This is a genomic window from Geoglobus ahangari (genome assembly GCF_001006045.1).
Taxonomy (GTDB): domain Archaea; phylum Halobacteriota; class Archaeoglobi; order Archaeoglobales; family Archaeoglobaceae; genus Geoglobus; species Geoglobus ahangari.
Genome location: NZ_CP011267.1, coordinates 17,380 through 40,770, shown reverse-complemented (window position 1 = coordinate 40,770; position 23,391 = coordinate 17,380). Strand labels below are relative to the sequence as shown.

The following is a 23,391-nucleotide window of genomic DNA, read 5'->3' as shown; positions in this document are numbered from 1 at the left end:
TGAGGGCTGAGCAAATTTCGAAATTTTCATAAAATGGTTTTCTCGAATATGAACGGTGGTTGAAATGTTTGGTCATGAAGAGGTGGAGTATGAGGCCTATCTTAGCAAAAGCGAGCTTGCCGAGCTCTTCAGAAAGCTTGCGGATCAGGTGGAGAGGGAGGGAAAGGTTGAGGTCAGCACTCAGGACGGGAACATCTCCCTCGAGTTCACCGAGCCGGTTGAGGTGAAGGTCGAGTACGACGGGGGGAAGAGGAAGCTCAAGATAAAGGCGGAGTTCAGGCAGAGGGCGAAGCTTCTTTAAATACTTTTAAGTAAATGCCAGGAATCTGGCTCCCTACTATTTTCCCGGAATTACCCTGAAAAGCCCTCAAAAAAACGTTTGTTGTATGCGCCGGCCGGGATTTGAACCCGGGGCAGGGGCTCGGCAAGCCCCTGTGTTAGCCAGGCTACACCACCGGCGCCCGTTTTGCCTGACGGTTGAAATTGTTAATAAGGCTTTCGGGTAAACATTAAGTCTTTCCTGCACGACAGTATTGAGGTGTTCTGAATGCTGATCGCAAAAGACCCTGAGAAGCTTCAGAAAATGTTGATCTCGAAGATACTTGACGAAAACCTCAGAATCAGGTCAAAGTACGGTCTGGAGCTCAGGGGGAAGCCCGAGCTCGTAATTCTTGAGGAGCCATTCTCTGACTTCGACCCGGATCCGAGCGGGTGGAGGGCGTGCGGTGAAAGCTATTCTCATAGAGTGGAGGAGTGCATGGAGAGCGCGGTTGAGAAGCTTAAAAGCGTCCCGTACACGAGGAGGGTGTCTATCCCTATCTGGAGGCCGAAGGATCACCTGTGCGATACTCCCCCAGCAATCACCGAGATCAGCCTGCTTTACGCTGATGATAGGCTGCACGCAACAGCCTTCGTGAGGTCAATGGATGCCGTCAGCTACTTCACCCCGAACCTCAGCTTCATCAGCCACGTGCTTGAGGAGGTTGGGAAGAGGGTGGGGCTTGAGGCCGGGAGCGTTGCGATGCTCGTGTCCATACCCCACGTGTACGAGAGGGACCTCGAGAGGGTGGAGAGGAGAAGGTATTCGGAGTCATTCGGCTACCACAGGCTCGGGACGCACATAGTTGAGGACTACCTCTCCTCAGCCTGGCACGCGGTTCTCGAGAACATATACTACCACGGGGAGGTGAAGAGAACCGAGTGGGGGGAGCTGTTCGAGGGGCAGGAGGAGAGCAAGTACCTGCACAGGGTCTTCGTTGAAGTAAAGAACCCGGAGGAGAACCAGATACACGACAAGGCTCCGTTCACAAAGAAGTATGGAATAGAGTATGCCCATGACTACGTGATCCACGCGGGGGCGATAGACAGGGAGGTGAGGGAGAGCATTCTGAAGGAGGGTGAGACCTACACCTACGCCGAGAGGGCGAGGTACTGCGAGAGGGATGAGGTCAGGGTTGACCAGCTATACACTGTGATCAGGAAGCTGAAGGAGAGGAGGGAGAGGAGGGACTGCTACGTTGGTATATCGAGGCCATGGGACATAACGAGCGACGAGCCGCCGTGCCTGAGGGGGTACCAGTTCGGGGTTAACGAGAACTTCTTCGGCATCTTCTACATGCGCTCGAACGACGCGTATGGGGCCATGCACGCGAACATGTACGCGTTCAACATCCTGACCAAGTACGTGGCCGAGATGCTCGGCTTCAGCTCGCACAGGTACTACCACTTCGCCCTCGACGCCCACATCTACGGGGAGTTCGTGGACTCAGTGCGGGAGATACTCGAGCCCGAAACTCCGGGTTACGTGGACAAAATAAATAGGAAGGGCTACTGAACCTTCTCCCACTTGTACAGCTCTACTATCTCCGCAAGCGTCCTTCCCTTGTCTTCTATCTCTCCCCTAATCCTCTCCTCGTGCTTCTTCACCTCAAGGGCCCTCCTCGCTATCTCGTATGCCCTTTCCTTGGGTATCACCATGACTCCGTTATCGTCAGCCACTATCCAGTCTCCCGGCTTCACCTCTATTCCGCCGCACTCTATCTTCACGTTAATCTCACCAAACCCCTTGGGCTCTCCCGCGTTTGGAACCTCCCTCTTCGCGAATACCGGATAGCCAAGCTCCCTTATGTCGTCCACATCCCTCACAGCCCCGTCTATGATTACTCCCTCGATCCCCTTGTTTATGCAGCTTCTCGTTGCAAGCTCCCCCCAGACGGCTGCGGTATCTCCTGAGCACTTGATCACTATCACATCACCCTTCCCAGCAACGTCTATGGCCTCGACCGTCTTTGCCCAGTCCCCGTCCATCGTGCTTACAGTCACTGCCTTCCCGACGACCTTCTTCCCCCTCACTATTGGGTAGATGTCCCTCATCGCCCTCGCCCTGTGCATGGCATCGCTTATGTTCGGGGTTGAGACCTTCAGCAGTATCTCCCTTGTCTCCTCCTCGAGGCTCCTCCTTCTCATCTCTACCTTCCTGCCTTCCTTCCACGCCTCGTCTATTGCTTCTCTTACTCTCCTCGCAGACTCCGTCACGTTCCTCGACTTCACTATGTTGCTGCCCACTATTACGATCCTTGCTCCCAGAGCTACGCAGCTCGCGGCCTTCTCGGCATCAAGCCCTCCGGCCGCAGCCACCGGGATGCTGACAGCCTCGACAACCTTAGACAGCACGTCGAGAGGATCCATTCCCTTCATCTGCTGGTCTATGCCAACGTGGACGTTTATGTAGTCCACACCGAGCTCCTCAAGCTCCTTTGCCCTTTCTACAGGATCGGGAACGTTGATCAGGTCGGCCATCACCTCGGCACCGTACTTCCTCGCAGCCCTTATCGCCTCCTGAATGGTGGAGTCATCGCTAAGGCCGAGGATTATTATCACGTCCGCACCGCTCTTCGCCGCCATCTCCACCTCAACGCTGCCCGTGTCTATGGTCTTCATGTCTGCGAGCGTCTTGACGCCGTAGGCCTTCTTTATCTCTCTGACCGCGTTCATCCCCTCGCTCTTTATCAGCGGCGTGCCAACCTCAAGCCAGTCAACTCCTCCCTCAAGAGCCTCTCCGGCTATCTCCACAGCCCTCTTGAGCTCGACAAGATCGAGAGCAACCTGAAGCACAGGCCTGTCCATGCCCACACTTCGACATTCAACTTATTTAATTTTGCCAAGCTCAGTGTTAGCTCGTGTCAGCTTCGGCATGCGGGGAGAGATTTTTATACCCGCGATCCATGGCGGGAATATGAACGTCATCCATCACGGTCCTGTTGTCATAGACGAGCCGGAGAGGTTTGAGTTCGCGGATTTCGTGAGAAACGCCCTCGCCCTCGAGGTCGAGAGGGTCTTCTACTCCAACGGGAGGCTCTACATAGTGGACTTCGAAACCCTGCACGGCATAGTCGAGGATAGGTTTGTGATAGTGGAGGTGATCACCTACTCATCCTTCACTGACGTCGGGGAGTTCAGGAGGTGGATACTCTATCACGGGCACGATGACAGGTTCGAGTACACCGACAGGATAAGCAACGTTCGAGGAGACACCACGGTCATCCCCGTTGTGAAGACCTCCGACAGGTTCGTGAGGAAGCTCGAGGAGTACGTGGAGAAGGGGAAGTTCAGGAGTCAGTGAAGAAGGGCTGGAATGATCACCGCCCCCATGCAGTGAATCCTCCTCACCCTCAGCGCGAGGGTCGAGAGACCTATCAGCGATGCCACAGCGAAGACAGCCAGCCCGGCAAATCCGCAGGAGATGAACACGGCCAGAATCAGGAACGCGAGAACGAGCTGGGAGATTCTGGATGGGTTTATTTTTGAGAAAGCCCTTGCAGCCGGAACTGACAGGAGCAAGGTAGCTGAGAGACCGGCAAATGCCGATGCGAGGGCTATGAGTGGCAGGTACGAGAAATCCTCGGCTCTGGAAAGTTCAGAGAACGCATGAGCCGTCCCGCTCCTTACCATTCCAGCCGAGATCAGAACTGCAAAGTTCAGGATCGCATTCGCGGTGTTTGCCGCGCTCACTGCGGAGATGTACTCCTTCTCCCCGTCTTCTCTCCCAACCGAGATGGCTGTGGCCACGCCAGAGCTTATTCCGGGGAAGAGCGACACGAAGAGCCCTGATACAGCACCTCTCAGAACAGCCCTCACCCCGGGAAGATCAACCTCTATCCTCTGCTCCGGGATTTTCGTGGATGTCATTCCGGCAATAAGCGTTGGAAATGCGAAGAGCCCGGAGAGGAGTGGAAACAGCACGGAAGCGCTCCCACAGGAAATGCTGGTTGAGTAGTATCCCAGAGCGCCGGAGGAGAGCATTACCGCGATAGCGTACCCTCTCTTCCTCCAGTTTGCAAGGCTACCGCCAAACTCGTCCCTCTCGAGCATTACGAGGTGTATGAGGACGAGGGTGAGCACGAGCGGTGTAAGGATCATTAGCTCTCTGACGCTTTCTCCGGCCATTATCAGGAGGTAGAACGCGGGAACCGAAATCAGGGAGGCAAGGAAGCTTGAGATCGCGGAGATCGATGCTGCCTTAAACCCGTCTCCCTCCATGACCATCCTGTGGGCAGGAAATGCTGCGATTGCAGTGTCCTCGTCCGGGACTCCTATGAACGCTGCTGGAATTATGTTAGTGACAGTGTAGACCGTGGACGAGATAAAGATGATCAGCGCAACCTCGTGGCTCTCAAAATGCTGGAGAAGAATGGGAGAGGTGGTGAGCATCAGGGAGGCGAAGGTGTTCGGGTGGATTCCGGGAATCAGGCCTGCAATCACTCCGATGGCAAATCCAAATAGTTCAGGTACCATTTCCTGCCCATGAGCCTCTCTATCCTCTCCTCACTCTCACCGCTCAGCTCGGACATCTCGGAGACCTCGGAAATGCCGTGCCTCTCGCTCAGCATCATGAAGTATTCATAGGCTACATCATCATCGTCCAGATCCCACATCCCGGAGAACATCGGGTGGAACTCACCCATGAAGTCGCACAGCTCCTCGAAGCCCATGTCATCAAGCTCGTCGAAGCTCCTGCCGAGGAGGTTGTCCTCGAGAATCCTCTTAACGGCCTTCCTCAGACCGGTCAGGTTGTAGATCCTGCCTTCGGGGGAATGTCTGGCTATTATGTCATCAATCTCGCTCCGGCTCAGCTTGAAAATCCTCTCCCTCCCCGACAACCCCTCCGAGATCTTCTTCAGGCTCAGGTAGGTGCGCTCGTCTATCGGGGCCTTCCTGCTCCTTCCCGCCCTCCTCAGGTATACCGAGAACGTCCCTCCACTGATCGCGAGGTCTCTCCTCGTCAGGTTCAGTATCTCCTCTTCATCTGCAAGCGTTGATAGGACGAGCCTGATCAGGGCGTGGTCGAAGTCGCTCCTCTTTGATGCGACCGCTATGTACTGCAGGTCCTCCTCGATCTCCACAAGGTTGTGGGACATGGTAAGGGAAAAATGGATATACAGGATAATAAAACTTTCACCTGTGAAGCACCCTGCCTTGATACAGTTCAGGGGCAACGTTGAGGGCGTTGAGAGAATGATAGAGAAGCTGGAGGAAGTGGAGGTTGTGAGAAACAAGTACGGAATTGATGTCTATTTTGATGACGTGAACACGGCGAGGAGGTTCCTGTCGAAGGTCAAGAAGTTGAGGCCTGCCGTTGTGAAGTCAAGCACGAAGTATGCCGGGCTCAGAAGGGGAAGGGTCAGGTGGTTTTTCACGTATTCCGTGAGGTTTACAGATGAGAAGTGAGGAGTTCTTCAAGATCAGAAGGGAGCTCAGGAGGTTCAGCGACTTCAGGAACTACTCCTACCCGCGGGGGACCCTCTTCAGCATCCTTCTGCAGAAGAGGATTGACAACGTGAAGAGGAGGTACCACGTGTACACGGCCAAGCTCCCAGAGCTTGCAGCTTACTGGGAGAAGCACCACAGGATTCCGGAATGGCTCAGGCTGCCGCCGGTGATGAGGATAAAGCTTCTGATGAAGTCCCTCGGGATGACGAACAAGGAGATCTCAAAGAGCTTTTCCAACCCTGACGAGAGCGAGTTCTCCGAGATGGTGTGGTCGGCGATATACAAGGACTTCATCTACTCCCCGATAGCCGTGAGATACCAGTTCGCGAGGGGGAGGGTTGGGGAGGAGATAATCAGGGAGCACCTCGAATCGCTGAACGTGGAGTTCAAGGACGAGAACCAGCTGAGACCGGCGAAGAAAACGCCTGATTTCTACATAGAGGACGGGATAGAGGTTGAGGGCAGGAAGATCAGGTGGATAGAGAGCAAGGCCCTGTTTGGGGACATAAAGCTCCACAGGTTCTACTCCAAAAAGCAGTACGATCAGTACCTCGAGATGTACGGAGATGGGATGGTCATCTACTGGCTTGGGAAGATAGACGAGCTGAACTCGCTCGCGATGCTCAAGGACCACAGGTTCATCGAGAGCCCGTCCAAGAGGTTTCTGGTCGAGATGAAGGTGTATCTCGCGAACAGAAACGCCGAGGAGCTTGCAGAGTCGCTGAACACCGAGGTCTTTGAGTGGAAGGCTGAGGAGATGCGGTCAACGGAGTTTCTGAAGGACGTCATGAAGCTCTTCGACTCTGTGAGGAGCAACATTGTGGTTGCAAACTGGAACAGGGATTTGAGGGCCGTTTTGAGGAATATGGGCCTCCTGACGGTCGTTGTCTGAGCCACGAACAGAAAAGCTTATAAAATACGGTTCATCATCATGGACTCGTATGGGTATAAAAAAGATAATAGGCAGCGTTAACGGTGGGGAGAACGTCCTCATCCTCTATCCCGATAACGACGTCTTCCTTTCCCTGTCCAAGCTGATCGCTGATCATTACGGAAGGAAGAACATCGGGTGGTTCGTTTTCAACGAAATTGCGAAGAAGAGGCTCGAGAAGTTCTTCAAGATATTCAGCAGGATTGCCCCGAAAGATGCCGGCAGAGTCTTCATGAGCTACGATGACATAGACAGGAAGATCGTCATATCCTATGGCTACCACTTTCAGCTCTTCACGGGGATGAACGCGGACGACCCCCTGATACGGCTGATTCTGGACGATGAGGTGACGCTCTACAACTTCATATACAGGAACGCGATAGATGAGAGGAAGTCCATAGCCCTGCGCGACCTGTTTGACTATGTGATCGACGTTGAGGAGAAGGAGGCCCCTCTGGGCAAAGAGTTCTTCTACAGCGTGAAGGCTTACGTCTACCCCCACACCGAGTTCTCGGGGGCTATAAGGATAGATGGTGAGTACAACCTCGTGGAGTGACCGCAAGGAATTTATAATGAAAAAACATGCGAGATGTTGTGATGGACTTAACGGAGTTCATTCGGTCAAACCTTGAGGGTGAGAAGGTACTGATAGTCTACCCGCGGAACGAGGTCTTCTTCTCCATGTCAAAGCTAATTGCGGAGATATGGGGAAGGGACAGGCTCAGGTGGTACGTTTTCAACGAAGTGGCTAAGAGGAGGCTCGAGTCAAGCTTCAGGCTGTTTGAGGGGTTCGCGCCCAAGAATGTCGGAAAGATGCTCGAGAGCTACGACGAGGTGGAGCCCGGGATCGTCATAGCCTACGGCTATCACTTCAGCGTGTTCGACGGTGGCTTTGACGAGAAGCTCATACGCCTCCTGATGAACAGGAACGCGACGGTCTACTTCTTCCTCCTCAGGGGGGGGGCGATAGACGAGAGGAAGGAGAGGGTGCTCAGAGACCTGTTCGACTCAGTGATAGAGGTGGAGGAGAGGGATCTGTCCTTAGAGAAAACGTACCTGTACAGCGTCGCGGAGTACAGGTTCCCCTTCAGGGAGTTTTCAGGTGCGTTCAGCATAGACAGGGACTACTCAATCTTCGAAGGTTAAAATCGCTCATTTTAAATAGTTGCAAACCGAACTCGGCTTATGAAGCCCTCAGAGTTCGCAAGGGTGGTTGAGAGGTACATACGCCCGGCGACCTTTCCAATTGGCTTCAAACTTGTAAAGAGCCAGGATGAGGTGCCGGAGAAGGCGAGGAGGTTTGAGGGGATAACAATCTGTCAGGCCTACAACATGGCGAGGAGGTACAGGTGGACGGTCTACTTCGACGGAGACACCACCTGCCCCCTCGGAGTGGTTGCGTATGGCTTTGCTGAGCCAGACGAGCTGTACAACAGTGGAGAGCTGGCGTACGATGCTGGATATGCTGCGAGCAGGGAGGTGGGAGTGGAGTTCGAGAAGGCGGTGCCGAAGCTCAATGTTGGGGAGTACGTTGGCGGATTCGCTTTTCCGCTGGAGAGGGACGAGGCGATACCTGACTTTGCCGTCGTCTACGGCACTCCGGGGCAGATACTGAGGTTCATACACGCGGTGCTTCACGAGAAGGGCGGGGCGTTTGAGACGAAGATCCTCGGCAGGGCTGCATGCAGCGAGTACCTCGAGTCGTTCATAGAGAAGAGGCCGAGGTTCGTCGTTCCGTGCTACGGGGACAGGCTGTTCGGCCTGACTCAGGACGACGAGGTCGCCTTCGCCTTCTCGTGGGAGATGGCGGAAGAAATCGCAAGGAACCTCGAGGCAACGCACAAGAGGGGGATAAGGTACCCGATACCGTCAACTGCGCTGAGGCTCAGAATGATCCTGCCAAAGAGCTACGAGGAGTCCATGAAGAACATGAAAAAATCAGATTAGGGAAAGGAAGAACTTGTGAATCCTCGTGTCTTCCGTCAGCTCTGGGTGGAAAGCAAGCCCAATAACATTTTTTTGTCTGACCGCAACGATCTTGTCCTCAAACCTCGCGAGAACCTCCACGCCCTCGCCAACCCACTCGACAGCAGGGGCTCGAATGAATACAGCGTTGTACCTTCCGATTCCCTTGAAATCCAGCTCCGCCTCGAAGCTCTCCCTCTGCCTGCCGAATGCGTTCCTCTTCACCTTCACGTCGAGCAGACCGAGGAGCTTCGTCCTCGTTTTCTCAACCTGCTCGTCACCGTGCTTTGCGAGGACTATCAGGCCAGCACACGTCCCCATCACGGGCCTGCCATCTCTCGCAAGCTCGAGAATTTCCTCAGCTATTCCGTCTCTCCATATTAGCTTGGAGATCGTCGTGCTCTCTCCGCCCGGGAGGATCACGGCATCGCTCCCGGAAACAACTCCGGACTTTCTCGTGGCAACTACCTCTCCGTCAAGCCCGAGCCTTTCCATCGCCTTTCTCGTTATCTCAACATGCTCCTCAACATCTCCCTGCACTCCGACCACTGCGACCCTCATACTCCCCTTTCCTGCATCTGGATCTCGAGGTCTGAGACGTCGAGCCCCTTCATGGGCTCTCCGAGCCCCTTGCTGACCTCAGCAATAACCTCCGGCTCGTCGTAGTGCTCAACGGCCTGAACTATCGCCCTCGCATACGCCTGCGGGTTGGACGACTTGAAGATTCCGGAGCCGACGAACACTCCGTCTGCACCGAGCTGCATCATGAAGGCCGCATCTGCTGGCGTCGCAACTCCGCCGGCTGCGAAGTTGACGACCGGCAGCCTGCCCATCTTCCTGACCTCTGTGAGGACTTCAAACAGTCCCTCAACAACCTCTCCAAAGGTGTACTCCTCGTAAACGACCTCGTCCTTCCTTATCTCGCTCGTGAGGGAAAACTCGCTGTGTATCTTTTCCGGAAGCCTGAGATATGCCCTTGCGTATGTCTCGGCGAGGTTGTAGAGTGAGTAGTCGTCCATACCCCTGACCCTCTCGATTGCGTAGTTCATCATCCTCATGTGTCTGACTGCCTCGACGACATTTCCAGTCCCTGCCTCACCCTTCGTCCTTATCATCGCGGCTCCTTCCCATATCCTTCTGACAGCCTCACCCAAACTCCTCGCGCCGCACACAAACGGGACGGTGAACTTCCTCTTGTCAATGTGGTAGAAGGGATCAGCGGGAGTGAGAACCTCGCTCTCATCAATCATGTCAACTCCTATCGCTTCAAGCGCCCTCGCCTCGGCGTAATGGCCGATTCTGACCTTGGCCATAACGGGGATCGTGACGGCATCCATTATCTCCTGAATTATCCTCGGATCCGCCATCCTCGCAACTCCGCCGCTCGCGCGGATGTCTGCAGGAACCTTGTGGAGCGCCATGACGGCAACGGCTCCGGCCTCCTCAGCTATTGCGGCCTGCTCGGGCGTGGTGACGTCCATTATCACCCCGCCCTTCTGCATCTTGGCGAAACCCCTCTTGACGAGCTCGGTCCCAAACCTGAGTTTTTCCAGTTCCATGATCATCACCCTGACTCACTTCCCCTAAATCAGAAGTGTTTTTTTACCTTACGCATACCAGCCTTGTGGGTGTCGAGTCGGCGAGGAAGAACGTCGCGGAGAGGAGGGAGAAGATAGTTGACGAGAGCTTTCTCAGGCTCGCGGAAGAGGTCAGGAGGGTAAAGGAAGAGTCCATCGAGAACCTCGACCACTACCTCGACAAGTCGGTGGCGAGCCTGGAGAAGTCCGGGTTCGAGGTTTTTCTCGCCAAGGATGCCGGTGAGGCGAGGAGGATAGCCCTCGACTTTTTTGATGACGCGGGAGTTGTTGTTAAGGCGAAGTCAATGGTGACGCACGAGCTTGGGATAAGGGAGGCGCTGGAAGAGGCCGGAAAGGAGGTCTGGGAGACCGATCTGGGGGAGCTGGTGGTGCAGCTTGCAGGCGACAGGCCGAGGCACTTTACGATGCCTGCCATCCACATCTCCGCTGAGAAGGCATTCGAGCTGTTTGGCGTCAAGGACTTCGAGGGGCTGAAGGAGAGGGTAAGGGAGTTCGTCAGGGAGAAGGTGATGAGGGCTGAAGGGGGAATCACCGGAGCCAACTCAGTCTCAGCGGATGGAGGAGTGATGATAATTGAAAATGAAGGCAACGTCAGGCTCGTGAGCTCCTTTCCAAGGAAACACCTGATATTCGCTGGAGTTGAGAAGATCGTGCCGGATGTGGAATCCGCCTTCAAGGTCTGCGAGCTCACGTGGAGGAGCGCTGGCTACGAGCTGCCCACTTACCTCAACGTCATCGCCGGAAAGAGCAAGAGCGGGGACATAGAGAAGAGGATAATCACGGGGATTCACGGCCCTGAGAGGGTGGGGATCGTGCTGGTTGACAATGGCAGGATGGCCGCGAGGGAGGGAGAGATGAGGGAGGCGCTCTACTGCCTGAAGTGCGGGGCCTGCCTCTTCACCTGCCCCAGCTACACAGTCCTGAATGCCGGATGGGGAGAGGTTTACAGCGGGGGAATCGGAGCGGTGTGGGACTGGATAACCGGTAGAGCGAGCAACCCGTTCTTCTGCCTTGGCTGTGGGCTCTGCAGGGAGGTCTGTCCCCTGAACATAGACGTGCCGAAGATGCTCAGGACGCTGAAAGGAGTGAAGGTTAGCGAAAATCAGTAAAATTATATAACGTTGAGGAGAAGTTTGCTGAAGGTGAAGAATATGAAGCTCGGTTTTGTCGGTGCTGGCAGGGTGGGTGCGACATCTGCCTTCACGTGCCTTCTGAACCTCGACGTTGAGGAGATTGCGCTTGTGGACATCGCGGAGGATCTCGCGGTTGGAGAGGCCATGGATCTGACGCATGCCGCTGCTGGAGTGGATAAGTACCCCAAGATAGTGGGCGGGAGCGACTACTCCCTGCTCAAGGGGAGCGACGTCATTGTGGTTACCGCGGGACTTGCAAGGAAGCCGGGCATGACGAGGCTCGACCTCGCGAACAAGAACGCGGGCATAATCAGGGATGTGGCGAAGAAGATAATGGAGGCAAGCCCGGAGAGCAAGATAATCGTTGTCACGAATCCGATGGACGTGATGACCTACATCATGTGGAAGGAGACTGGAAAGCCGAGGAACGAGGTATTCGGGATGGGCAACATGCTCGACTCCCAGAGGCTGAAGGCAACGCTCTTCGCTCAGGGTGCAAGGAACATAAGGAAGGCGTGGATAATAGGGGAGCACGGGGACAGCATGTTCATAATGTGGAGTCAGGCGGACTTTGATGGAGAGGTGGATAGAGAGAAGACGCTCGAGCAGGTGAGGTTCGTCGCGGCGGAGGTCATAAAGAGGAAGGGGGCAACCATTTACGGGCCTGCCGTGGCAATCTACAGGATGGTCAATGCCATCGTGAACGACACGAAGGAGGAGATCCCCACGAGCGTCATTCTGCAGGGAGAGTACGGGATAGAGGATGTCTCGGTTGGAGTGCCTGCCATTATTGGCTCGGGCGGTGTGGAGAAGGTTGTTGAGTACGACCTGCCTGAGGAGGAGCTGAACGCTCTGAGAAATTCGGCCAGCATTCTGAAGGAGAGGTTGAGGGAGCTCGGCTACTGAGCCCACCTCTTTATTTTGTACAGCGGCAGAGCGAAGAGTCCGAGTGCTGCTGGAGTCAGCTCGAAAGCTGGGGTTTCGTGCAGGATGACGCTTTCAAGCGCTTTTGCGATGGCTGAGACGACATCCACGGCTCCTAATGCGGAGGCGAGCATCGTGGCTGCAAGCACATACCCGTCATCCTTCTTCTGCCATCCTCTGGCGTAGGTCAGCGAAACGACCGCGAGCACCATAGAGTCCGGGAGGCTGTACCTCGCCTGAAGCGCTGCGAGCGCGAGAAACAGGAGCGAGAGCAGGAGCATCACATAACCACCTCCACGAGCGCATACACTACATAGGCCAGAAGGTATGCGACGACCGTTGTGTATGCGGCCGTAAAAGCCGCAAACTTCCACCCCTCCTCGGCTTTTATCGTGGCAATGGTTGCGAAGCACGGCACGTACAGGAGGGTGAACACCATCAGTGCAAGCGCCTGAGGCTGGGTGAGCATGCCGGCAATGCTTCCCTCGGAGACGATTCCGAGCGTCTCAACGACAACCTCCTTGGCCACGAACCCAGCAACAACCGCCACAGCCACTCTCCAGTCCCACCCGAACGGGGAGAACAGAGGGGAGATCGCTTTCCCAATCATGCCCGCATAGCTGCTCTCTACGCTATCTGAAGGGAAGCTCGTCAGGTACCAGAGCACCACGGACATCGCGAGGATGACTGTTCCGGCCTTGACCAGAAAGTGCCTTGTTCTCCCCCAGCTCAGCGTCCAGACATCCCTCAGGGACGGCCACCTGAGCGGAGGGATCTCCATCACGTAGTCAGGTTCGCCACCAAACACCGTTTTCCGCAGGACAAGGGCGGAGGTGAGCGCCACGGCCATGCCGAGAAGGTAGAGGAACATTATTGCCATGCTCTCAAATCCCGGAAATAGAGCTGAAGAGAGCAGCACGTATATGGGCAGTCGCGCACTGCACGAGATGAACGGCAGTACCAGGATTGTTATCTTTCTCGAGCGCTCGTCCTCGATGCTCCTTGTGGCCATCACCGCCGGAACGTTGCACCCGAACCCGAGCATGAGGGGAACGGTTGATCTTCCAACAAGCCCGAATCTGGACATGACTCCATCAAGGGCGATCACGGCTCTGGGAAGGAATCCGGTGAGCTCGAGGAAGGAGATTGCTGCAAACAGGAAGAATATGTTCGGCAGAAAAATGAGAACACTTCCCACGCCCGTTATCACGCCGTCGCTGAGAACCCTGACCGCCAGGTGCTGATAGCCCGCCAGCGAGGCCTTGGCCGTGTCGAGCAGCACCTCGATTAGGTCAACAAACGGTGAGGCCACATCGTAGGTCACGCGAAAAACCAGCCACATGACCGCGAGAAACACGGGTATCCCGAGGAGCGTGTCTGTGAACACCACGTCCGGCGATGAGGTAGCGCGTTCACCTATGGCAGACGTAACACGCCTCGCAAGCTCTTCGGCGAGATTGAGTGCTTCATCCTCACCTTCTGCCATAACCTTCGGAACTCTCCCTCCGGAAGCGATTGCCCTGCGCAGCTCGTCCATCCCCTCCCCGCTCACGGCCACTGTGCTGACAACCGGCACCCCAAGCAGTCCCTCCAGCTGCCCCGCATCCACCTCCAGACCGGCTCTCCTCGCCTCGTCCACCATGTTGAGCGCAATGACCATTGGAATCGCGAGGTGTGAGAGCCTCAGTGCGAGGTAGATGCCACGCTCGACTGAAGCGGCACTCATCACGAGCAAAATCAGGTCTGGCCTTTCATGGGTTAGGAACTCCTTCACAATCTGCTCGTCTCTGGAGAATGAGTCGAGGGAGTATATCCCGGGGAGATCCACAAACTCCACGTCAGTGCCGTCAATTTTCGCCCTTCCCGTGAGAACCTCAACGGTTGTTCCGGGGTAGTTCCCCACCGCGTGGCTCTCTCCGGTCAGCCTGTTCAGGATCGTGGTCTTTCCCACGTTCGGGTTGCCAACCATTGCCACCTTCATTGAGTGGAACAAATTAATTTAGTTGATTAAATATCTAACTCTAATAAATTTAGGCAAAACATTTTTCATCTAACGTAATTCTTTTGGTTTATATTTTCCTGCTGGTCAAATGGAATTGTTGCTAAGTGCCTCGTGCACGAGTGGTTTCCAGTTTCGCAGAACTCCCAGAAGTGGCTGAGCCAGATGGGCCCCCCTCTGGGGGAGTTCTCTATGAACCTGACGAAGTTCTTGAGCTGTCTGACTGTCACCGGGTGGAGGGTGTGCTCTATTACGCACGCGTCCTTGAGGGCAACGTCCTCGGGAACACCTATAACCCTCAGGAACTTCACGAGCGTTTCATGTCTCTCGATTATCCTTTCAGCTTCTCGCTGCCCCTTATCAGTGAGCCTGACGAACAGCCTTTTTACGTAGAGCACGTAGCCCATGTCGCTCAGCTTTTTCAGCATCTCGGTTACGCTGGACGGCTTTACCCCAAGTTCGGACGAGATCTCCTTGACCCTTGTGTATCCCTTTTCCTTGCTGAGCTCGTAGATAGCTCTGATGTAGTCCTCATGCCGCATCCCCGACATCCCTGACCACCACCTTTCTTGCGAGCCCCCCTCCAACCACGAACGTTGCCCCGTTCACCGAAACGAGCACCGAGCCCCAGTTCTTCAGCACCCTGACCCTCCTTCCGGGCAAGAATCCGAGCTCCCTGAGGTTTCTCACTGCTCCGCGTCCTCCGCTCACCTCCACTATCTCGTACTCCTTTCCCGTCTCTGCAAGGTCGAGAGTCTTCATCGATTTTAGGTTAACCTAAACAATATTAAATTTTTCGGTTAGCCTAAATAGGGAATGGCAGATGTGCGGAGCAGGTGAATGGTGTGTATGGAGGTCGTGCTCGAGCTCGACGGTGTGTGCATTGAGACCGCAGCAAGGAGGGAGTACGAAAAACTCGTTAGATATCTCCTGAATCACGACGATGAGGAAAAGTATGCGAAGCTCGAGTTTCTCGTGGAGTTTCTGGAGAGGGCGGACTTTCACAGGCTCAGGTCATCCGGGTTTGACGGCAGCAGGAGAACAAGGGTCAGGGTTTCGAGGAAGGACGGGGAGTTTTTGGTCGAGGAGGTGTGAGCGTGCAGGCTTAAGGTGGGTTTTCGCTGCCTCTCCTTTGCCACCTCCACCAAAAACGTAATATTACCTCAGCTTAGAAAGCATGTTGGGTGCCGGGGTTGCAGAGAGGCACTGCGGTGGACTCGAGATCCACTGCCCGATGAGGGCACCTGGGTTCAAGTCCCAGCCCCGGCGTCACCAGACCTTTCCCCTCTACCTCAAAACATATAAAAATCCACGAAACAACACTATCTTCCAATGCAAAAGTTCCTGCCAGCACTTGTACTTGCGATCCTCCTTTCAAGTCCGGTGAGTGCTGCAATAATTGAGGGTAAGGTCTATTCTTGGGAAACGTTCGAGCCCCTGAAGAACTGCATTGTCACCATCAACACCACACCTGTCCAGAGGTACGTGGCGGTGAACGGGAGCTACATGTTCGAGGTCGAGCCGGGAGTTTACCTGCTCGAGGCGTATTACTATGGAGACATAACTCTCTACGCCAACGAGACAGTTAGGATAACCGAGAACGGAACCTACCGCATAGACCTGTTGGCACAGCCTGTGATAGAGGAGCTGAACGTGTCTGCACCGGAAATAAGCTTCGAACTTGGAAACGGGAAAAGGGAGAGCTCATGGCCTGTGGTGCCCGTCTTCATCGCCCTAACTGTGGTGATCGCGGCCTCCGGGTACCTCATCATTAGAAAGAGGGGTGAGAAGAGTGACGATGAAGAGGCGCTACCAGAGGATCTGGAGGAGCTTCTGGCCATCATAAGGAGGTCCGGAGGCAGGATAACCCAGAAGGAGCTGAAGCAGCTCACTGGCTACAGTGACGCGAAGATCAGCCTGATGCTCACCGATCTGGAGAGAAGGGGGAAGATTGAGAGGGTTAAAAAGGGCAGAGGCAAGATAATCTTCCTCAAAGAGTGACCATTCTCCTGTAAACTCTCACTGCCTTCTCCAGCTCGCTCAGGTAAACGAACTCGTCTCTTGAGTGCATATTCTCCCCACCGGGACCGTAGTAGAAAGCCGGTATCCCCCTGTTTCTCACGTGCCTCGCGTCACCAACACCCAGCGAGACCACTGCTCTGGGCGTCATGCCCTCTCCCTCTACTGCCTCTCTGATGATCCCAAGCAGCTCCACATCCCTCTCTTCCGGAACATCGTCAAGTCCGAAGCCGAAGGGCTTCAGGTAGCCGACTATGAAAACATCCACTCCCTCGTACTTCAGTGCGCTCCGGACATCCTTCATGTCCACCCAGGGTGCGATCCTCATGTCCACCTCGATCTCGCAAACGTCAGGGACGACGTTTCTCTTAATACCAGCCCGGATGATGGAGGGGTTGAAGACAACATCACCGTTTCCCCTGTACTCCACATCAAGCCCGAGCTTCGAGATTTTTCGGAAATACTCCTCCCTGTTTCCCTTCACTCCAGAAAACCTTTCCACGGCGTCGATTACAAAGCGCGATGCCCTGTATACTGCCCCCTCCTTCACGTCGGCAGTTGCGGTGTGGCCCCCCTTACCGTGCACGATCAGCTTCAGCAGAACCACTGAAGCCTGTGCAACGCCGATCCTGTCACTGCCGAATGGCTCTCCGATTACCACGTAGTCTGGAGAAATTCGCTCCATTACCAGACCGAGCCCCTTCTGTCCTCCAACCTCCTCATCCGCCGTGAAGGCGAGGGTCACACCCTTGCCATCAATCTCGAGCCCGTGGAAGGCCGAGACGATTGCAGCAACACAGCCCTTGGCATCGCAGCTCCCCCTGCCGTAAAGCCTTCCCTCAGCCAGCTTCGGCACGAGCATCGAATCATCTGCGGGGACTGTGTCGAGGTGGGAGGTGAAGAGGAACTCCGGCTTTCCCTTTGATATCTCGACTGTCAGGTTGAGCTTCTCACCATCGCCAACTACTCTGGTATTGTAGGATGAAAAGAGATCCTCAAGAAATTCAACAGCCCTGACTGTGTTTCCGGGAGGATTTCTTGTATCTATCTTCACCAGCTCTTTGAGGACGTCAACTAGATCCATGCACGAGTTTCTCGATGTCCCTTTCCTTAACCATTTCGATTTCTATCCCCGCATCTTCCAGATTCCTCCTCATGCCCTCTCCAACGTGGAATGTCAGGACTTTCCTGACCCCCTCCTTCTTGAAGAGCTCGACCACCTCGTGATGGCCGTGATGCCCTCTTCCATGTCCCATTCTGCCGGCATGCTCCCTGTGGGGGTTTTCGACGAGCTTAACCGCGCCATCGCCGTAGATGTAGAAGTACCTCGCCCTACCAAAGTGCTCCGACACTGTTTTCCCATCATCCGTGGGTATTGCGACCTTCATATGAATATATATTCAAAATGATTTTAAGTAGCTTTCGGAGTCTGACGGGGCAACTCAAAAATGGAAAGGTCACATCCATTCAGCGCTCCACAAAATTGAAAAACGCAGGCCACACCTTCTCAGGTGGTTTCAGAGAGAAAGCACGTGCTGGCCCTGCTTGGAACAGCTATCGTCTGCCTCTTTCATCTTCGTCAAGATAAGCCTCGGAGAGATTGGCCCGTTCAACCTCGCACTTTACAGATTCCTCATCGCAGCCCTGGTACTGTACGCAATTCTGAAGCTGTCTGGCAAAATCGTTCCGGTTTCAAGGCGAGATCTACCGGGACTGGTTTTTCTTGCCCTGACTGGCGTTACACTGCTTTATGCCGTGCAGTTTCTCGCTCTCTTTTACACCACTGCAACCAACTCATCCATTCTCATCAACACGTCTGCGATATTCGTTTCCGTTCTCTCGTTTACCGTCGGGGAAAAACTCACGGGCAGAAAGTTCGTGGCCCTGATCCTTGCATTCTCAGGTGTCGTGCTTACGGCATCAAAGGGCAATCTGGACTTCCTCCATGCTGAAACTCTGAAAGGAGACCTGCTGATGATTTTCGACGGATTTCTGTGGGCGTTATACACTATCGCCGGAAAAAGGCTCCTTGAGCGATACAACCCGGAAACCCTGACGGTCTATGCCTTCGCTATTGGAGCAGTTCTCCTTCTTCCCTTTGCACATGCGGAGGGTTTAGCCAACCCCACCACGTTTTCCACAATGACTTGGATATCCATCATGTTCTTGGCCATCTTCTGCTCGGTTTTTGGCTATGTTGCGTGGTACTCAGCCCTTTCAGCCATGGGAGCAACAAAAGTTGCGGTTTTCGTGTATCTGATACCTCTCTTTACAGCGGTGATGGCGTATTTCACCCTTGGAGAGGACATCGGGCCGTTCACTGTCCTCGGTGGTGTTCTGATAGTTTCGGGAGTGTATCTTGTCGAGAGGTCTTAGTTTGTATTGTGATAAAGGCGTATTTCCAACAGGCTTTGGACTTCTGGGTGATGTTGTGCTGTTTTCCGTTTAGAAACAAAAATGAGAAATATTTCCCAAAGATTGAATTTACTATTAAATTTACTATTACCAGAAGAGATAGAACTTTTAATCAAAGATTTAAATGAAAAAGATATATGGATAGGTTATTTAATTGGAAAATATGATGAGGCCAATAGAACATTAAGAGACTTCTTTCATAGGTTCGATAGTTGGATTTATAAATATCACCAGGAGTGCACGGTGCTCATGTTGAATACAAAGTAGGTGGAGAAACAAATTGGGATATAGTATTCGCTACATTTTCAGGTGTGCTTACAATTGGAAGTTTTATTATGGGGATATATTTGTCCTTCATATGCGTTAGTCCTCTTTAGCCTCGCAATTATCAGCTTAGCGGTAACAATAGCTTCTCTATCTCATGTAATATTCAGAATAAAATCTAAAAAAGATAACAAAGACAATATTTATGGTAAATAAATATAAAAAAGAATACAAATTCGAAAGAAAATGCAAAAAATGGCTTGAAATGAGTTTTGATTTGGTAATTAGGCAGGGAAAATCAAAGTTTCCCGATTTAATTGTGATTAATAAAAATCAGATTTGGTTGGTAGAATGCAAGTATAATGGCAAATAACAAAAGAAGAAGTTGAGAAGGGGATTAAGTCGGCTAAAAAGATAAATGCGCTTTTCTGCTGTATGTTTTCATTAAAAAGAAGGATAGGAATTAGATTTTTCTTTTAACTTTTTCCATAATAAACATCGCCGAGCCTCGCATCGCTAAAGCGATTGCGTGCCTGCGAGGTTTTCTCGGCAACGGCTCGGCGCAAATTAAAGCATGGTAAAAATAAATGGAAAGGAGAGGGGAGATGAGAAGGCAACAACAAAGCAGTATAAGTGCATAATGGCAATAGCAAGGAATTGCGGATTAACAAGGAAAGAAGTCGAGGAATTAGCAAATGCGCACTTTAAGAAAAGATAAATGAATTAAGCAAAGAAGAAGCAAGCAAATTAATAGAGAAGTTAGAAGAAATTGAATTTGTAAGATATAAATTCGCAGTAAGAGAGATTTGGAGAGAAATAGCAAGAATTAAAGAAAAATTGGGTTTTTGATTTTTGTTTTTCTTTTTTTAGCTTACACGTAAACTTTAAGCAATAAACCTTATGAGATACCTTTTATTCTTGCTAAACATATCTTTTCTTTCTTAAAATCCTATTAATTCTGCTTTCGCAAGCAATGAAAGATAATTTAAAGCAGAAATAAAACTCAAATTCTCCTTGAATTCTCTGCGGTATTCTTTGATTAATTCGTGAACATTGCAAACCTTTAATTTATTGGTTAGAACTAAAATTCTAATTAATCGCAAACCGAGATTCAATCCAGACTTTTTGGGCAAATCCAGATAAGCCAGCTTTTCAAGTTTCTCCAACATAGTTTACGGTGTAAACTACAAAAATAAAAAAAGAAAATCAAGGAAAATCGATATCTATCATTTCCTGCTCCTTCTCCATGCATTCTTTACATATTTCCCCTACTTCCAGCATTCTTTTTCCACAGATGATACATTTCTTTTCTCCTTCTTCCCAGTCTTCCTTTAACATTTTCATGTTTAAACTTAAGCCGAGCCGTTCGTGAGGAGACCCCGCAACGACACGATGCCGTTAGGCATGTGAGGCTCGGCGAAACTTTTTATGGAAGAGGCAATAATAAAGATTACAACAAAAAATTAAAAATCTAATTCAACGAGGATATTTCAGTAAAAACTAATCGGAGGTTAATTGAATGGGTAATGGAGAAAATATATTTAGTGGATTTGAGCTTTATGAATTGTTGCGATACATTTTCCCCGGCGTTCTACTAGTCTTTCTGTTTGGTTATGCACCGTTTCCAGAATATCTTAAGGAATTTTCCTTCTTAAAGTTTTTTATAGATTTTTTTAAATTTATTAAATAAATTAAACCTCTCTGAAAAGATTGTTCTTGGAATTTTTGTGGGTTTCATCATTCATTCATTTGGATTATATAAATGGGTGTTTGGCTCGACTAAAATAAGAAAGGAATTCCATAAAAAAGCGGAAAAATTTACTGAAATTTCTGATGTTTATCTTAGATGGGATATACTTCTAATTGTTATGGACAATGTCAGTAGGCAACATTTTCGAAGATATTTTGCATTAGGCGCTTTTAAGTTAGATATAGTTTTTGTTTTGGGATTATTTGCAATATATTACACCATCGTAATCATGCTTGAAATGTTTTACAAAGTGAACTTCAAGAACATTTTAGTTTTATCGGCGCTACTCCTTATAATATATGTTGTCAGAGATGATGGTCTAAACGATTTGAGAAGAGCTTTCAACATCTTGCTATACGCTTTAGTGAAAAATCAGAATGAACTCAAAGAAATTATAAATAAAATAAAAGAGAATGAAAAATTATTCATAAAAGGAGAAAGAAAGTTCTTACATCCAGCAGATACTATAAAAGCTGTAATATTATTCATTCCCAAAAAACTTGCAAAAAAATAAAATCAATCAGGAATGGCCATTACTGTATTTGTTACTGGATAATGCTTTATTCTAAATCCTTGCGGTGCTTGTTTTCTTGCCAGTAACAAAAATTCCTTTAGCGTCATAGTAAAATCCTCCTCAAATCTTCCTTATCGATAACATCTTTTTCTTCAAGCAATCTCAAAAGAGCTTTCTGCTTTTCTGCCCACTTCATAAGCGCTTGTGTTTTTATCTCCAACTCTTCTTTTAACTCTTTAAATTTTTCATTCTGTTCCTTCTCCCTTATTAATGACAAAAATCCGATCTCTGCTAACCTGCTGAACTTAATTTCCTTCTCTTTACAATACTGGTGAATCTTTAAAGGGATCGGTGTATTTATTGCCACCCTCTTCCCTTGCAACCAAACTAACTCTTTCTCTTCCATAATTGAATGTAGGAAAATTATTTAAATGTATATGAATTATCCGTAGGTGCTGATATAATAATAGAGAAAAATTTTATTATGACAATAAAATGAAGATTTTATTAGGATAATTAAAACTTCTGAAATGAAATATCTATCCGTACATACACATTTTAAATATTCTCCATATTTATTTTATGCGCATAGAAATAAATCAATCAGATGTTTTTCTCAGTGTTGATAACTGCTCAAATGCAGAAATCTTACTGTATGAGCCTATTGTGCTTAATCAAAAAGTTATAGAGATTTCGGAGCAATCTGAAGTTAATTCAGTTTACACTGTAAACTCCGAGCATATTTTTAATCTTGAGAACCAATCTGCAAACCAGCAATCCAAAACAAAATCTAAGACTTACAAAAATCAAACAGCAATAACAAAAGCACAAGCAGAACAAACAGAAGAAAAATCAACTTGGGCAAGTGCATCAAAATTAGCAAACCAAACAAGCAGATCAATAAAGCAAACCCTACCATATACAAAAATAGAAAGCGAAATTTATTTTGAGAAAAAAGACTTCGTAGTTTTAGGATTGGCTAAACAAAAATGCCCTGCAAATTTTAACTTCATTTTGAAAACGATGGATATTTTGAGATTCCTTTGAAAATCGATAGGGAAATAAATTATTTGGGTGTAAGGATAGACAAAAAAGAGAAGGAAATTTACACCGTAAACTCAATAAAAATCAGAAACAAATATTTAAGCAGTTTGCCATTACTAAAGCAATCGGCAAACTGCATTTGTAAAGGAGAATTAAATGGTGAGATTCTCCAGCCAGTATTCTGCAGAGATTTAACTAAAAGTAAGTTTATTTTCAATGGATTTTTGAAGGTTTACTGCATCGGCGATTATGGAAATAATGCCGATGCTAAAAGAGAATGATATGAGAAAAGATTTTAGAAGGGATAAAAGAACATGCAAAGGAAGGAAAGCATTTATTTTTAATTGGAGAGCATGGAGCAGGAAAAACTTATCTGATTAAGCGTTTGGAATTAAGTAATATCCATATCTTTTATTTCCACGATCCAAAACCACCAAAGCAGATTTTGTTAAGGATTCTATTAGAATTGGAGGGAGAAGAAAACGAAAAGCAATATAAAAGAATGGCAATTTGGGAATTATGCGATGAACTGATAAGAGTTTTAAAGGAGAAAAGGAAGAGGATAGTTTTAATCATAGATGAATTCCATTTAGCAAATCAAAGAATTGCCCTAATTCTAAACTATTTATTGAACACAATAGAAGAAAGTGCTGAAACAAAAGAGGATTTGAAAGCCATAACATTGATTTTAGTAGCAACAAAGCCCTATTATCAAAAACTGTATAAAAAGCCTGAATTCAAAAGATTGCTTTGGATTTTGGAAGAATTTGAATTCCCAGAGCTAAGCAATGAAGAAAAAGATAGTATAATTCAGGAGATGGAGAAAATTTACGGTGTAAAATTAGATGATAAACAAATAAAGAAAATAAAGAAGGAGGCAAAACACCGCTTGAAATCAAGCAGATGATTATAAATTATGAAAGAGAGGAGAAAATAGCGGTAAAGCAGGAATACATCACTCAGCAGAAAGCAGTTAATTTATTTCCATATCTTATGATTGTAATTGTTCTTCTTTTAGCATTGCGCTATATTATGCGTGGTGTGGATGTTGAAATGGGTTATTTCT

The 23,391-nt window shown here is 50.1% G+C and carries 31 protein-coding genes and 2 tRNA genes; 19 read left to right on the top strand and 14 right to left on the bottom strand.

Annotated elements, in window-relative coordinates; genetic code table 11:
* Positions 1–64 precede the first annotated feature (64 nt).
* Positions 65–301, top strand: coding sequence for an amphi-Trp domain-containing protein (locus GAH_RS00290; protein ID WP_048096591.1), 237 nt, complete (start codon positions 65–67; stop codon positions 299–301).
* Positions 302–387: 86 nt separating this feature from the next.
* Here GAH_RS00290 and GAH_RS00285 read toward each other — a convergent pair.
* A tRNA-Gly gene (locus GAH_RS00285) sits at positions 388–461 on the bottom strand.
* 86 nt (positions 462–547) lie between these two features.
* Between GAH_RS00285 and GAH_RS00280 the strand changes: the two genes are divergently transcribed.
* Positions 548–1,834, top strand: a complete 1,287-nt coding sequence (locus GAH_RS00280; protein WP_048094157.1) for a thymidylate synthase — start codon at positions 548–550, stop codon at positions 1,832–1,834.
* Here GAH_RS00280 and hxlA read toward each other — a convergent pair.
* Entirely contained in the window at positions 1,828–3,126 is a 1,299-nt protein-coding gene (gene hxlA / locus GAH_RS00275; protein ID WP_048094156.1) for a 3-hexulose-6-phosphate synthase, read from the bottom strand. The genes GAH_RS00280 and hxlA overlap by 7 nt on opposite strands.
* 109 nt (positions 3,127–3,235) lie before the next feature.
* Between hxlA and GAH_RS00270 the strand changes: the two genes are divergently transcribed.
* Entirely contained in the window at positions 3,236–3,622 is a 387-nt protein-coding gene (locus tag GAH_RS00270; RefSeq protein WP_048094155.1) for a hypothetical protein, read from the top strand.
* On the opposite strand, the gene GAH_RS00265 is transcribed toward GAH_RS00270, so the two are convergent.
* Positions 3,616–4,794, bottom strand: a complete 1,179-nt coding sequence (locus GAH_RS00265; RefSeq protein ID WP_084632205.1) for a tripartite tricarboxylate transporter permease — start codon at positions 4,792–4,794, stop codon at positions 3,616–3,618. The genes GAH_RS00270 and GAH_RS00265 overlap by 7 nt on opposite strands.
* Positions 4,758–5,417, bottom strand: a complete 660-nt coding sequence (locus GAH_RS00260) for a hypothetical protein (RefSeq protein ID WP_048094153.1) — start codon at positions 5,415–5,417, stop codon at positions 4,758–4,760. Before GAH_RS00260 ends, GAH_RS00265 begins: the two co-directional genes overlap by 37 nt.
* On the opposite strand from GAH_RS00260, the gene GAH_RS00255 reads away from it, so the two are divergent.
* From GAH_RS00255 to GAH_RS00235, 5 genes are read left to right on the top strand one after another with little or no spacing between them, the layout of a single operon-like run.
* A complete protein-coding gene (locus GAH_RS00255) occupies positions 5,416–5,727 on the top strand; it encodes an NMD3-related protein (protein ID WP_048094152.1) in 312 nt (103 codons plus the stop codon). The two genes, GAH_RS00260 and GAH_RS00255, sit on opposite strands and share 2 nt — an antisense overlap.
* A complete protein-coding gene (locus GAH_RS00250; RefSeq protein ID WP_048094151.1) occupies positions 5,717–6,661 on the top strand; it encodes a TPD domain-containing protein in 945 nt (314 codons plus the stop codon). The genes GAH_RS00255 and GAH_RS00250 overlap by 11 nt, the downstream gene beginning before the upstream one ends.
* Before the next feature lie 49 nt (positions 6,662–6,710).
* Positions 6,711–7,256: a hypothetical protein gene (locus GAH_RS00245; RefSeq protein WP_048094150.1), complete on the top strand. Its 546-nt coding sequence runs from the start codon at positions 6,711–6,713 to the stop codon at positions 7,254–7,256.
* A 41-nt stretch (positions 7,257–7,297) separates the two neighbouring features.
* Entirely contained in the window at positions 7,298–7,846 is a 549-nt protein-coding gene (locus tag GAH_RS00240) for a hypothetical protein (RefSeq protein WP_048094149.1), read from the top strand.
* A gap of 39 nt (positions 7,847–7,885) precedes the next feature.
* Positions 7,886–8,647, top strand: coding sequence for a DUF169 domain-containing protein (locus tag GAH_RS00235; protein ID WP_048094148.1), 762 nt, complete (start codon positions 7,886–7,888; stop codon positions 8,645–8,647).
* On the opposite strand, the gene pdxT is transcribed toward GAH_RS00235, so the two are convergent.
* Complete coding sequence (pdxT, locus tag GAH_RS00230) at positions 8,639–9,226, bottom strand: pyridoxal 5'-phosphate synthase glutaminase subunit PdxT (RefSeq protein ID WP_048094147.1); 588 nt, start codon at positions 9,224–9,226, stop codon at positions 8,639–8,641. The two genes, GAH_RS00235 and pdxT, sit on opposite strands and share 9 nt — an antisense overlap.
* Entirely contained in the window at positions 9,223–10,224 is a 1,002-nt protein-coding gene (pdxS, locus tag GAH_RS00225; RefSeq protein ID WP_084632203.1) for a pyridoxal 5'-phosphate synthase lyase subunit PdxS, read from the bottom strand. The genes pdxT and pdxS overlap by 4 nt, the downstream gene beginning before the upstream one ends.
* Before the next feature lie 65 nt (positions 10,225–10,289).
* Here pdxS and GAH_RS00220 point away from each other — a divergent pair, with 65 nt between their 5' ends.
* The gene (locus GAH_RS00220; protein ID WP_052747697.1) at positions 10,290–11,372 is read left to right on the top strand and encodes an LUD domain-containing protein; all 1,083 of its coding nucleotides are present in this window, start codon (positions 10,290–10,292) and stop codon (positions 11,370–11,372) included.
* 42 nt (positions 11,373–11,414) lie between these two features.
* On the top strand, positions 11,415–12,302 hold the full coding sequence (gene mdh / locus GAH_RS00215) for a malate dehydrogenase (RefSeq protein ID WP_048094144.1): 888 nt from the start codon (positions 11,415–11,417) through the stop codon (positions 12,300–12,302).
* Here the strand turns inward: mdh and GAH_RS00210 are convergent.
* The 4 genes from GAH_RS00210 to GAH_RS00195 all read right to left on the bottom strand — a co-directional run bounded on the left by GAH_RS00210 (position 12,296) and on the right by GAH_RS00195 (position 15,081).
* Positions 12,296–12,601, bottom strand: a complete 306-nt coding sequence (locus GAH_RS00210) for a hypothetical protein (RefSeq protein WP_048094143.1) — start codon at positions 12,599–12,601, stop codon at positions 12,296–12,298. The two genes, mdh and GAH_RS00210, sit on opposite strands and share 7 nt — an antisense overlap.
* On the bottom strand, positions 12,601–14,301 hold the full coding sequence (gene feoB, locus GAH_RS00205; RefSeq protein WP_048094142.1) for a ferrous iron transport protein B: 1,701 nt from the start codon (positions 14,299–14,301) through the stop codon (positions 12,601–12,603). Before feoB ends, GAH_RS00210 begins: the two co-directional genes overlap by 1 nt.
* 65 nt (positions 14,302–14,366) lie before the next feature.
* On the bottom strand, positions 14,367–14,870 hold the full coding sequence (locus GAH_RS00200) for a metal-dependent transcriptional regulator (RefSeq protein ID WP_084632201.1): 504 nt from the start codon (positions 14,868–14,870) through the stop codon (positions 14,367–14,369).
* Entirely contained in the window at positions 14,851–15,081 is a 231-nt protein-coding gene (locus GAH_RS00195; protein ID WP_048094141.1) for a FeoA family protein, read from the bottom strand. Before GAH_RS00195 ends, GAH_RS00200 begins: the two co-directional genes overlap by 20 nt.
* Positions 15,082–15,159: 78 nt before the next feature.
* On the opposite strand from GAH_RS00195, the gene GAH_RS00190 reads away from it, so the two are divergent.
* The 3 genes from GAH_RS00190 (at position 15,160) to GAH_RS00180 (ending at position 16,320) form a co-directional block, all read left to right on the top strand.
* Complete coding sequence (locus tag GAH_RS00190) at positions 15,160–15,414, top strand: hypothetical protein (protein ID WP_245604028.1); 255 nt, start codon at positions 15,160–15,162, stop codon at positions 15,412–15,414.
* Between the two features lie 91 nt (positions 15,415–15,505).
* Positions 15,506–15,588 (top strand) — tRNA-Ser (locus GAH_RS00185).
* A gap of 63 nt (positions 15,589–15,651) precedes the next feature.
* Positions 15,652–16,320, top strand: coding sequence for a helix-turn-helix transcriptional regulator (locus GAH_RS00180; RefSeq protein WP_048094140.1), 669 nt, complete (start codon positions 15,652–15,654; stop codon positions 16,318–16,320).
* Here the strand turns inward: GAH_RS00180 and GAH_RS00175 are convergent.
* Positions 16,310–17,422: a M20 family metallopeptidase gene (locus GAH_RS00175; RefSeq protein WP_048094139.1), complete on the bottom strand. Its 1,113-nt coding sequence runs from the start codon at positions 17,420–17,422 to the stop codon at positions 16,310–16,312. The genes GAH_RS00180 and GAH_RS00175 overlap by 11 nt on opposite strands.
* Positions 17,409–17,726, bottom strand: coding sequence for a NifB/NifX family molybdenum-iron cluster-binding protein (locus GAH_RS00170; RefSeq protein ID WP_048094138.1), 318 nt, complete (start codon positions 17,724–17,726; stop codon positions 17,409–17,411). Before GAH_RS00170 ends, GAH_RS00175 begins: the two co-directional genes overlap by 14 nt.
* Positions 17,727–17,883: 157 nt before the next feature.
* Between GAH_RS00170 and GAH_RS00165 the strand changes: the two genes are divergently transcribed.
* Positions 17,884–18,714, top strand: a complete 831-nt coding sequence (locus tag GAH_RS00165) for a DMT family transporter (protein WP_048094137.1) — start codon at positions 17,884–17,886, stop codon at positions 18,712–18,714.
* A gap of 877 nt (positions 18,715–19,591) precedes the next feature.
* Positions 19,592–19,735, top strand: a complete 144-nt coding sequence (locus GAH_RS10605) for a hypothetical protein (RefSeq protein ID WP_156967337.1) — start codon at positions 19,592–19,594, stop codon at positions 19,733–19,735.
* Positions 19,736–20,223: 488 nt separating this feature from the next.
* On the opposite strand, the gene GAH_RS10600 is transcribed toward GAH_RS10605, so the two are convergent.
* Positions 20,224–20,361 carry a hypothetical protein gene (locus GAH_RS10600; protein WP_156967336.1) on the bottom strand — a complete coding sequence of 46 codons (138 nt, stop codon included), beginning with the start codon at positions 20,359–20,361 and terminating at the stop codon, positions 20,224–20,226.
* A gap of 383 nt (positions 20,362–20,744) precedes the next feature.
* Here GAH_RS10600 and GAH_RS00150 point away from each other — a divergent pair, with 383 nt between their 5' ends.
* Complete coding sequence (locus GAH_RS00150; protein ID WP_156967335.1) at positions 20,745–21,281, top strand: hypothetical protein; 537 nt, start codon at positions 20,745–20,747, stop codon at positions 21,279–21,281.
* 103 nt (positions 21,282–21,384) lie between these two features.
* Here the strand turns inward: GAH_RS00150 and GAH_RS00145 are convergent, their stop codons facing one another.
* Positions 21,385–21,687: a hypothetical protein gene (locus GAH_RS00145; RefSeq protein ID WP_048094132.1), complete on the bottom strand. Its 303-nt coding sequence runs from the start codon at positions 21,685–21,687 to the stop codon at positions 21,385–21,387.
* A gap of 176 nt (positions 21,688–21,863) precedes the next feature.
* On the opposite strand from GAH_RS00145, the gene GAH_RS00140 reads away from it, so the two are divergent.
* The 3 genes from GAH_RS00140 to GAH_RS00130 are packed head-to-tail and all read left to right on the top strand — an operon-like array spanning position 21,864 to position 23,232.
* Entirely contained in the window at positions 21,864–22,328 is a 465-nt protein-coding gene (locus tag GAH_RS00140; RefSeq protein WP_048094131.1) for a hypothetical protein, read from the top strand.
* On the top strand, positions 22,325–22,606 hold the full coding sequence (locus GAH_RS00135; RefSeq protein ID WP_048094129.1) for a hypothetical protein: 282 nt from the start codon (positions 22,325–22,327) through the stop codon (positions 22,604–22,606). The genes GAH_RS00140 and GAH_RS00135 overlap by 4 nt, the downstream gene beginning before the upstream one ends.
* Before the next feature lie 11 nt (positions 22,607–22,617).
* A complete protein-coding gene (locus tag GAH_RS00130; RefSeq protein WP_084632198.1) occupies positions 22,618–23,232 on the top strand; it encodes an AAA family ATPase in 615 nt (204 codons plus the stop codon).
* Positions 23,233–23,391: the final 159 nt, after the last annotated feature.